The sequence below is a fragment of the Anaeromusa sp. genome (genome assembly GCF_028691475.1).
Classification (GTDB): Bacteria; Bacillota; Negativicutes; order Anaeromusales; family Anaeromusaceae; genus Anaeromusa.
This window is the reverse complement of the sequence record NZ_JAQUZF010000101.1, coordinates 1-9,723: the sequence shown is the minus strand read 5'-3', so window position 1 is coordinate 9,723 and position 9,723 is coordinate 1. Positions and strand designations below refer to the sequence as shown.

Genomic DNA, 9,723 nt, shown 5'->3' with positions numbered 1-9,723 from the left:
GTGAGACGCCTCCTCAATACATTTACTTGTGCCTATCTTGTCGGGTCAGCACATTGTTATTGTATTGCCGGGCGTTTCTTTTTTCAAAGACCGTTTTTAGATATTACAGGAATGCTCTGCGTTACGTACTTCCAGGGCGCGGCGTCTCCGCCAACGACGCCGCGCATACCAACCAGCTACAGCCAAAACGGTTAACGCTACTGAGCCCCACAGCATTTCATCCCCGTACTGGCGCAGCCATTCCACCGCCTGCGGCCCATACCAGTAAATGAGCAGTGCTTCCAAGAAGAACCGCTTTGTCCGCCCCAGCACGGAAATAGCCATAAAAACAGATAAGCGCATGCCCACCGCACCCGCGGCAATGGTAATGCATTTATAGGGAAACGGTGACATGACCGCCAGCAAAACCGCCCAAAGCGCGTTCCCTTCAACGCCTTCCTTCAGTTTCTGCAGTTGACTCTCGGGCAGCAGTTTTCTCGCCGCCTTTACGCCTAAACGTTTTCCCAGGAAATAACCCACAAAACCGCCCGACACAGAAGCTGCCGTAGCGACAAAGCCGTAAAAAAGCGCTTCTTCCGGCTGCGCTAAAGCCAAGGGAATCAATACCACATCCGGCAAAATCGGCGAACAAAACGCTTCGGTAAACGAAGCCAACACCAGCCCCCAAACGCCCCACTCCTGCAGTGCTACAATCCATTCGTCCATTCATTATATCCTTCCGGTAAAAAACCAACTTGTTTCAAAGAGAGTTCTCTCAGTGTAGCGTCAAATAGGCATACAGTCAAGTCTCTATAGAAAGAACTAATAAGAGAACTGGAGTGACCGGAGGGCGCGACTGAGAATTGCAAAAACAGGCCGCCGAAAGCTCCGGCAGCCTGTTTTCGATATAACTTTAATTTTTGATTAAGCTGTGTGCAGCCAATGCTTTTTTGAGCTGTGCCAGAGTGTTCGGCTCCATATCGGTCAGCGGGCGCCGTAATTCTCCCACAGGGTAGCCCATCAGCCGCAAAGCGGTTTTGACAGGAATGGGATTGACTTCGACAAACAGCGCGTCAATGATATCCGCCAGGCGAATCTGCAAGGCACTGCTTTCCTGCATACGCCCTTCAAAAAAGAGCTTGCAGATTTCATGCGTTTCTTTAGGCATGATATTGGAAAGCACGGAAATAACCCCCATGCCGCCCATCGCCAAAATCGGTACGATCTGATCATCGTTGCCGGAATACATATGCAGATCATCGCCGCACAAAGCCCTTGTCTTTAAAATGGCGGAAAAATCACCGCTAGCCTCTTTGGTAGCCACGATATTCGGGTGTTTGGACAAAGCCTGATATGTTTCCGGCTTAATCGTCACGCCAGTACGTGAAGGTACATTGTACAAGATAATCGGGATGTTCACACGATCAGCAATGTAGTTAAAATGCTCTACAAGGCCTTTCTGTGAAGTTTTGTTGTAATAGGGCGATACCAGCAAGAGCGCATCAGCTCCCGCTTCTTCTGCATGCTGCGACAGCTGCGCCGCATAGATCGTATCATTGGAGCCGGTCCCTGCGATCACAGGCACCCGTTTGTTGACATGTTTAATGGTAAATTCAATGGCTTCTTTGTGTTCTTCATCGGTCATCGTAGCCGACTCTCCGGTCGTACCGCAAATAATGATGGCATCCGTACCATTATCAATATTGAAGTCGATCAGCTGCGCCAGCGCCTTGTAGTCAATGCCTGTTTCCGTATACGGCGTGACTACTGCCACTCCAGCGCCTTTAAATACTACCTTTTTCACCGTTTCCACCGCCCCTAAGTATTTCCGTCTAAACTTTTCATTCAGACTATGGCTTAGTTTGGTAACTTCTTCACGCACCCTGTGTTTTCCTGCCAAGAAAATTAAGAAAAATGCTAATCTGCCGATTTAAGAAAAACCGCTACGCGGTCCTTAGAATATGCCACAATTTATAACACCTAATCTTAAAAACCCCTTTCGCGTCTTTCGTGTATTTCGCGGTTCGTTTTATAAATTTCGGCATATGAAAAAAAGCCCATATCACACCAAAAGTGATATAGGCCTCTTTCTCTAGGAATTTCTAAAAGCTTACCACAATACTTTGGCAGCAGCAGCAGCCAGCTGTGATAAAGGCCCTGGGTATACGCCCAAGAAGATCGTACCAAACAAGCTAAGCACCACCGCCAAGCGCAGGGTACCGCTGAAATACAGCGGCGCAGCCTCTGCCGGTTCCGCCGTCGGACTATACATCTCCTTAACCACCAGCATATAGTAATACACTGAGATCATCGACATCACAAAGCCCAGCACCGCCAGCCAAAAGAACCCTTCCTCCGTAATGGCCATAAAGAGATACAACTTGCCCACAAAGCCAGCCATCGGAGGCAAGCCGGCCATAGACATCAAGGATAATGTCATCACTAATGCCAAGAGCGGCGACCGCTGCGACAATCCCTTAAATGCACTCCGTTCGTCCGAACCGGTTTCATTGCTGACTGCCGTCACTACGGCAAAAGCGCCTACATTGGCAAACATATACAAAACAACATAAAACAGCATGCCTTTAATTCCCGCCACATCCGCCGCCAGTAAACCGGAAAGAATGTAACCGGCTTGCGCTACCGACGAATACGCCAGCATACGCTTTACATTGGTTTGCCACATAGCGATCACAATACCGACAACCATACTAAGAGCCGCCAGCACGGCTACTACGGTTACCCAGTAAGCCTGCAAGGAACCGAAGGCGGTGATGAAAATCCGCAGCAGCACTGCAAAGGCGGCCGCTTTCGAGCCCATGGCCAGCATCGCTGTAATCGATACAGGCGCGCCTTCGTATACATCTGGCGCCCACATATGGAAAGGAACAATCGAAAGCTTAAAGCAAAGTCCCGCCAGCATCAGCCCCATGCCCAGCATCATAGCCGGAGTGGCTGCCGCATTCTGAGCGATCTCTTTGAGCATCAGCGTCCCGGTAAAGCCATACACCCAGCTCATACCGTACAGCAAGATCGCGCTGGCCGCCGAACCAAGAATCATATACTTGATGCCGGCTTCGCTGGAACGCCGGTTCTTAAGATCAAAGCCGACAAGCGCGTAAAAGACGATGGTCATTAATTCCAGGCCCACAAAAAGCGTCAACAAGTCGCTCGCCGACGCCATCACCATCATCCCCAGCAAAGCGAAGAGCAACAGTGCATAAAATTCCCCGCCGCTGCGAGTCATTTTTTCCACATAGTCAAAGGAAAAAAGAATCGTCAGCAAGGTCGCCGCCAAAAACAACTGTTTAAAGAAGAGCGCAAAGTTATCTACCACGAAAAAGCCGTGATAGACGCTGGCAGCGTCTCCATAGCGGGTGGCGGTATAAACAAGAATGGCCGTCACGCCACACACTGCCAGGTAGCCCAGACTACGGCGCGTTTCCTGCTTAGGAAGAAGCAAATCAAACACCAGAAGGAATAAGGCAAGGACGACTACGGAAATCTCACTAGCCAATAATGCGATATTCATTACAACAACCCTCCCTGCAGCGCATGCAGCTTCAGGAGCAGCGCTGCCGCCGGCTCCATGCCGCTATTCACTACGCCCATGAGCATTTGCGGGAAGATGCCGAAAATAACAAGAGCAGCGCCCAGCAAGACCAATGACACCAACTCAACGCCGGAAGCATCCTTGCAGCCGTCAAATTCCGCTCGCCGCGGCCCGAACAACACATTGGCCAACAGCCGCAGGATATACAGCGCCGTAAAAACAATGCCGGAAACAGCCAAGAAGGTAGAAACAGGATATTCCTTAAAGGCGCCCACAAAAATAGTGAACTCTGGAATAAAGCCCGCCAACCCCGGCAAGCCCAAAGAACTCATGCCTGCCAGCATAAAGCCCACCGCCACGCGAGGCATTTGATGCGCCAAACCGCCAAGCTCAGAAACTAAGCGCGTATTGGTACGCTCTTGCACCAGGCCAATCATCGCAAAGAACAAGGCGCACATGACGCCATGCGCAAACATGTTGGCCACCGCACCGTCAATGCTGATCACATTCAGCGCTGCAAAGCCGATCAGAATGTAGCCCATATGGGAAATGGACGAATACCCGATAATATACTTCAAGTCTTTTTCCGCCAAGGCTACCATCGCAGCATAGAGAATATTGATAATCGCCACCAAGGCAATTACAGGGGCCCAAAACTTAACGCCCAGAGGCAGTGTCAGCAAACCCAAGCGAATCAAGCCATAGCCGCCAACTTTTTTCAAGACTCCCGCGTGCAGCATCGACACGCCGCTCGGCGCGGCAGCATACCCGTCCGGCGCCCAGCTGTAAAACGGCCACATGGCTAAGGTAGAGCCAAAGCCCAAAAGCAAGAGGAAAAAAGCAACAATCTGCACGTTTTCGGACAAATTTCCTAGAACGTGCGCTTGCGCTAAGGCTTCCATGCTGAACGTCCGCAGCCCTTCCGGATACGCGTTCAAGTACAGCGCCAGCACCCCCGCCAGCATAAAAGCCGAGCCCAACAGCAGATAAATGGTCATCTTCATGGCTGCATGCTCTTTAGAAACACGCTTTACCGAGCCCCAGACCACTACCATAATATACGTCGGCACAATGCCTAATTCGTAAAATAGCAGGAAGATAAACAAGTCCCGTGAAATGAAAACGCCAATAGCGCCTACAATCAACAACAGAAGTTGAATGAAAAACTCTTTGGGCCGTTCTTTTTCATTCCAGGACACAAAGACCGTCGAAAGGCCTACCAAGACGGTCAAAAGCAACAGCGGCAAGGAAATGCCGTCTATGCCCAGCGCATAGGTTACGCCTAGTTCGGCAATCCAGGGCACCGTTTCCTGAAACTGCATGCCGCCTTGTACAACATCATACGCCCAGTAAGCATACACCGTCAGGCCAAAAGCCACCGTCATGGATGCAGCCGAAACCATCTTGATCATGCGGTCCGCTTCCCTTGGCATGCAAAGGAGCACCAAAATTCCCCAGACAGGCGTCAACAGAATCAGCGTTAATAACGGAAAACTCACCATTTTAACACGCACCTCCAAACCAGACGCCTTTTAGCAAGGGATTCAACACCAGCAAACTGACAGCAATCAAAAGCGCCGCACAGAACATGACGACGCCGTAACGCTGCAAGCTGCCGGTCTGCATCTTGCGCAGCCGATCTCCCATGAAGAGAGGCACCGCAGCGATACCGTTGATAACCGAGTCAATGATATTGCGCTCCATCCAATGCATGTTGCGAGCAAATTCTCCCAAATAGGACTCATTGAACCATTGATACCATTCATCCAGATAGTACTTATGAAAACTGAGGTTATAGGCATTCCGAAAACGCCACGTCAGTTGTTCCGCCGGTTTCCTTGAACCGCTGCCGTAAATTTTCCAGGCAATACCGAAGGCCGCCAGCGCCAACAGCGTGGAAGCTCCAGCAATACCCCAGTGAATGCCGGCATGGGAAGCCGCGCCAAAACGCACCCACTCGCCAAAATGCCCGGCATAACCTGCATAGCCGCCTACAACCGCTAATGCGCCAAGCACAAATAAAGGAATGCGCATGGAAAGAGGCGCCTCGTGAGGATGGTTGCCGCTTTTCTCGGGACCGCAGAAGACGACAATAAGCAGCCTAGCCATGTAGAAAGACGTCATACATGACGTAATGAGCGCTACCGTAAAGAGCGGCAGGCTGACGTCAAAAGCCGCCAAGAGAATTTCGTCCTTAGAAAAGAACCCCGCAAAAGGCGGAATGCCCGATATGGCCAGCACGCCGATGGTCATAGCGGCAAAAGTGACAGGCATCTTGTGCCGCAAGCCGCCCATTTCAAAAATATCATTGCGATTAGGCAAGCCGTGCAGTACCGCGCCAGCCGCCAAGAACATCAAGGCCTTAAAGAAAGCATGCGTCATCAGATGAAACATGGAAGCCGTCAGGCTGCCCACGCCGAGAGCTAGCATCATATAACCAAGCTGGCTAACCGTAGAGTACGCCAAAATGCGTTTGATGTCTCGTTGCGTAAAGGCAATGCTTGCTGCAAAAATCGCCGTAAAAGCGCCTGTCCAAGCGACAGCGTCCATCACCGACGGCAGCAGATTAAACAAGAAAAACGACCTAGCCACCAAATATACGCCAGCTACCACCATGGTAGCCGCGTGAATCAAAGCCGAAACCGGCGTAGGTCCTTCCATGGCGTCCGGCAGCCACACATGCAGCGGAAACTGACCGGATTTGCCGACAGGTCCCAAAAAGATTAAGAGCGCCACTCCGGTCAACAGCACCGTACCATTTTGCGCCACATACGTCGGCACCGCCAAGCCCAATTGCTGAAAATCAAGAGTTCCAAAGAGAATTTGCAAAAACAAAATGCCCATTAAAAGACCGAAATCGCCAATTCGAGTTGTAATAAAGGCCTTCTTGGCCGCCTCTCTGGCGGAAATCTTGTGGAAATAGTAACCGATCAGTAAGTACGAACAAAGACCAACCAATTCCCAAAAAACAAACATCTGCACAAAATTCACCGCCAGCACCAACCCCAGCATGGAGGCGGCAAACAGCGACAGATACGCGAAAAAGCGTCCGAATCCCTCTTCGCCGTGCATATAGCCGATAGAATACATCTGCACCAAAAACGACACCAAGGTCACTACCACCAGCATCATAGCGGAAATCGGGTCAATGTAGACCCCCATATCCACGGAAAGCCCCGGCAGCGAAAGCCAAGATACTTTTTGAAGCAGCGGCTGCTCCACGCTGATACCCCGGCTGATTACGCCACCGGCGACGCCTAGCGCTAATACAAGGCTCAGACCGTTTAGCAAAAGCGATACCGTTGCCGCCACGGCCGGCAGCCGACGCAAGAAAAAGCCGACAAGCACGAACGCGACGGCCGGCAGCAGCGGTATCAGCCAGGCATGATGCAACGCATATTGAATAAACAACATTCCTCACCTACTCTCTGATACTCGCTTACCAGCGCATCTCGTCCAATCTGGCGGCATGCACCGTATTGCGGTCATGATACACACGGAAGACCATGGCCAAACCCACCGCCACCTCCGCAGCCGCAACGGTAATGGTAAAAATAGCAAACACCTGCCCCGTCAGGGCATCGGGCGTAATAAAACGCGAAAAAGCGATTAAATTGATGTTCACCGCATTGAGCATCAACTCAATGCTCATCAAGAGACCGATAATCGTCCGTTTCGTCAGCAATCCATAGAGGCCAATGGCAAACACCATGGCTGCCACTACCAAAAAGTGCGTTAAGCCTATCATTCTTCCTCCACTCCTTTTGCCAGAACAATGGAGCCGATCATCGCCGCCAGCAAAAGCACGGCCGCCACTTCCATAGCCACCATATAGTCCGTAAGGATCAACTGCCCTAAAAGCGAAGGCGTATCCTCCACCGGCGGCGCGCTGGAGTAACGCCACGGCGTCGTCGCAATCACCGCCATCGTAATCACGACAAACAGAGAGCTGACCGCCAACACCAGCCGCGAAGGAATATCCCGGTCTGTTGCATTGGTGCCGTGATAACTGCTGCGCCTTGTCAGCATGGTTCCCAACACGAACACAATGGCAATAGCGCCGTTATAAATCAAAATTTGCACGGCTGCCATAAAGTCCGCCTGCAGCAGCACGTACAAGCCGCTGACGCCGATAAAGCACAAAGCCAAAAACAGCGCGCTGTGCACCAGATTTGTTTTGCTTACAGCCGCAAACGCCGCAGCCACGGTAATGGAGGCAAAGACAAAAAAGGCAATCGTATAAGCCCATTCGCTCATCAAGCATCCCTCCCTTGACTAGCCGACGTTCCATCTTCCGCTGGTTGCGCAACCTCATCCGGCTGCTTAGCCCGCGAAAGAGCCAAGCAATCCACATCCAGCTCCGCCTTTGTATAACGAGAGTTTTCATAATTCTTGTCCCAACGAATGGCTTTCGTCGGGCAGGCTTCAATACAGTAATTGCAGTATAGACAAAGGCCAGACTGGTAGACATAGGTCTCTAAATGGCGTTTTTTCTGCTCATCCATCTTCGTCGTCAGCTTGATTACATGATTGGGGCAAGCCATCGCGCACAGCCCGCAGGCAATGCATTTTTTGTGGTCCAATTCCAGTTCGCCGCCCCGAAAGCGTTCCGGCATCACTAATTTAGCTTCGGGATATTGCAGTGTTTCCTTTTTGGCGAAAAACGCCTTCAAGGTGATGCCCATCCCTTGTAGCAAGCCTTTACCAAGCATAAGAGGTTCCTCCTAAATGAAAAACTCGGAAAGATAAATGCCGATCCCTGTAATAATGACATTCAATAACGCCAGCGGCAGCAAGAGCTTCCACCCGAAAGCCAATAGCTGATCAATACGCAGCCGCGGGAACGTCCAGCGAAACCACATAAAGAGGAAAATCATTGCCGCCACTTTCAGCAAAAACCAAATCCACCCAGGAAGCCATGGACCGCTCCAACCGCCTAAAAACAGCGTAGTCGCAATAACGGAAACCGCCAACAAATTGGCATACTCCGCCAAGAAAAACAGCGCCCAGCGCATGCCCGTGTACTCCGTAAAAGGTCCTGCCACAAGCTCGGATTCCCCTTCGACCAAGTCAAAAGGCGCGCGGTTGATTTCTGCCGTGGCCGTGATGACATACACCACAAATGCAATAGGCTGCAGCACCACAAACCAGACATCTTGCTGCGCCGCTACAATGGAGCTCATCTTCATGGAGCCGGTCAACATAACGATGCCCAAAATTGATAGCACCATCGGCACCTCATAGCTCAGCATCTGCGCCACCGTACGCATGCCGCCAACGAGCGAATATTTATTGTTGGAAGCCCAGCCTGCCATCAAAAACGGCAGTACCGATTGAGAAGAAATAGCGATGAAATAAAAAATACCAATATTCAGGTCCGCAAAAATAACCTGAGCATCAAAGGGAAATACCACATAGCCCATGGCTGCCGGCAAAAACAACAGTATTGGCGCCAACATCCACATCCATTTATCAGCGCCCGTGGGCATAATGTCTTCCTTGGCCATCAGCTTGATCATATCCGCCGTTGTCTGCAGCAAGCCCTTAGGGCCCACGCGATTCGGACCGGAACGCCGCTGCATGAAGGCGCTGATCTTGCGCTCCGCATACACCAGCACAACCGCTGATAGGGAAATGACGCCGAAAATAGCGCCGATTTCCACTAAGCTCATGCACAAATCCACCCATTGCGGCCCAGGCAGAAACATTGCTAAAATTTGTCGCAGCCACGCCGCGATTACATACAAACCGGTTACTTCTTGCATGCCTTATGCCTCTCCTTTACGTGCTTCTCTCCTTATGGAACCAACTAGCAGTCCACTTCTCCCATTAGCGAATCCAGCGTAGCCAGCACAGCAACCACGTCGGCAATCAGCAAGCCCTGGCAGGTTTCGTTCAACAGCTGCAAATTAATGAACGAAGGCCGGCGCACATGAATACGATATGGCTTTGGAGAACCATCGCTAACAATGTAGTAGCCCAATTCGCCGCGGGGATTTTCCACGGCATGGTAAATTTCGCCCACTGGCGGCTTCAGCAATTTCGGCACTTTGCCCATCACAGACCCTTCCGGCAGTTGCTCCAGCGCTTGTTCCACAATTCGCATGCTTTGTTTTACTTCTTCCATTCGCACCACATAACGGTCCCAGCTGTCCCCTACTTCTCCCAAAGGAACCTCAAAATCAAAGCGG

9 protein-coding genes and 1 pseudogene are annotated in these 9,723 nt (G+C 51.1%); all 10 read right to left on the bottom strand.

The features are described from left to right. Positions 1-96 precede the first annotated feature (96 nt). Positions 97-705: a VTT domain-containing protein gene (locus PHF27_RS11580; protein WP_300070143.1), complete on the bottom strand. Its 609-nt coding sequence runs from the start codon at positions 703-705 to the stop codon at positions 97-99. A gap of 187 nt (positions 706-892) precedes the next feature. Next, positions 893-1,783, bottom strand: a complete 891-nt coding sequence (gene dapA / locus PHF27_RS11575; RefSeq protein ID WP_300070146.1) for a 4-hydroxy-tetrahydrodipicolinate synthase — start codon at positions 1,781-1,783, stop codon at positions 893-895. A 306-nt stretch (positions 1,784-2,089) separates the two neighbouring features. Then, positions 2,090-3,511, bottom strand: a complete 1,422-nt coding sequence (locus PHF27_RS11570) for an NADH-quinone oxidoreductase subunit N (protein ID WP_300070140.1) — start codon at positions 3,509-3,511, stop codon at positions 2,090-2,092. Next, a complete protein-coding gene (locus PHF27_RS11565; RefSeq protein WP_300070137.1) occupies positions 3,511-5,034 on the bottom strand; it encodes an NADH-quinone oxidoreductase subunit M in 1,524 nt (507 codons plus the stop codon). Before PHF27_RS11565 ends, PHF27_RS11570 begins: the two co-directional genes overlap by 1 nt. A gap of 1 nt (position 5,035) precedes the next feature. Next, on the bottom strand, positions 5,036-6,946 hold the full coding sequence (nuoL, locus tag PHF27_RS11560; protein WP_300070134.1) for an NADH-quinone oxidoreductase subunit L: 1,911 nt from the start codon (positions 6,944-6,946) through the stop codon (positions 5,036-5,038). 25 nt (positions 6,947-6,971) lie between these two features. Then, positions 6,972-7,280 carry an NADH-quinone oxidoreductase subunit NuoK gene (nuoK, locus tag PHF27_RS11555; protein ID WP_018703796.1) on the bottom strand — a complete coding sequence of 103 codons (309 nt, stop codon included), beginning with the start codon at positions 7,278-7,280 and terminating at the stop codon, positions 6,972-6,974. Continuing rightward, on the bottom strand, positions 7,277-7,789 hold the full coding sequence (locus PHF27_RS11550; RefSeq protein WP_300070129.1) for an NADH-quinone oxidoreductase subunit J: 513 nt from the start codon (positions 7,787-7,789) through the stop codon (positions 7,277-7,279). Before PHF27_RS11550 ends, nuoK begins: the two co-directional genes overlap by 4 nt. Then, a complete protein-coding gene (locus PHF27_RS11545; protein ID WP_300070126.1) occupies positions 7,789-8,244 on the bottom strand; it encodes an NADH-quinone oxidoreductase subunit I in 456 nt (151 codons plus the stop codon). The genes PHF27_RS11550 and PHF27_RS11545 overlap by 1 nt, the downstream gene beginning before the upstream one ends. 12 nt (positions 8,245-8,256) lie before the next feature. After that, a complete protein-coding gene (gene nuoH / locus PHF27_RS11540; protein WP_300070123.1) occupies positions 8,257-9,297 on the bottom strand; it encodes an NADH-quinone oxidoreductase subunit NuoH in 1,041 nt (346 codons plus the stop codon). Positions 9,298-9,341: 44 nt separating this feature from the next. Beyond that, positions 9,342-9,723 (bottom strand): annotated as a pseudogene (locus PHF27_RS11535) (NADH-quinone oxidoreductase subunit D); the annotation flags it as partial.

Coding starts and splice junctions, on each gene's coding strand:
- PHF27_RS11570 (WP_300070140.1), bottom strand. CDS start 3,511: ATGAATATCGCATTATTGGCTAGTGAGATTTCCGTAGTCGTCCTTGCC.
- PHF27_RS11550 (WP_300070129.1), bottom strand. CDS start 7,789: ATGAGCGAATGGGCTTATACGATTGCCTTTTTTGTCTTTGCCTCCATT.
- PHF27_RS11580 (WP_300070143.1), bottom strand. CDS start 705: ATGGACGAATGGATTGTAGCACTGCAGGAGTGGGGCGTTTGGGGGCTG.
- PHF27_RS11545 (WP_300070126.1), bottom strand. CDS start 8,244: ATGCTTGGTAAAGGCTTGCTACAAGGGATGGGCATCACCTTGAAGGCG.
- PHF27_RS11565 (WP_300070137.1), bottom strand. CDS start 5,034: ATGGTGAGTTTTCCGTTATTAACGCTGATTCTGTTGACGCCTGTCTGG.
- nuoH (WP_300070123.1), bottom strand. CDS start 9,297: ATGCAAGAAGTAACCGGTTTGTATGTAATCGCGGCGTGGCTGCGACAA.
- nuoK (WP_018703796.1), bottom strand. CDS start 7,280: ATGATAGGCTTAACGCACTTTTTGGTAGTGGCAGCCATGGTGTTTGCC.
- nuoL (WP_300070134.1), bottom strand. CDS start 6,946: ATGTTGTTTATTCAATATGCGTTGCATCATGCCTGGCTGATACCGCTG.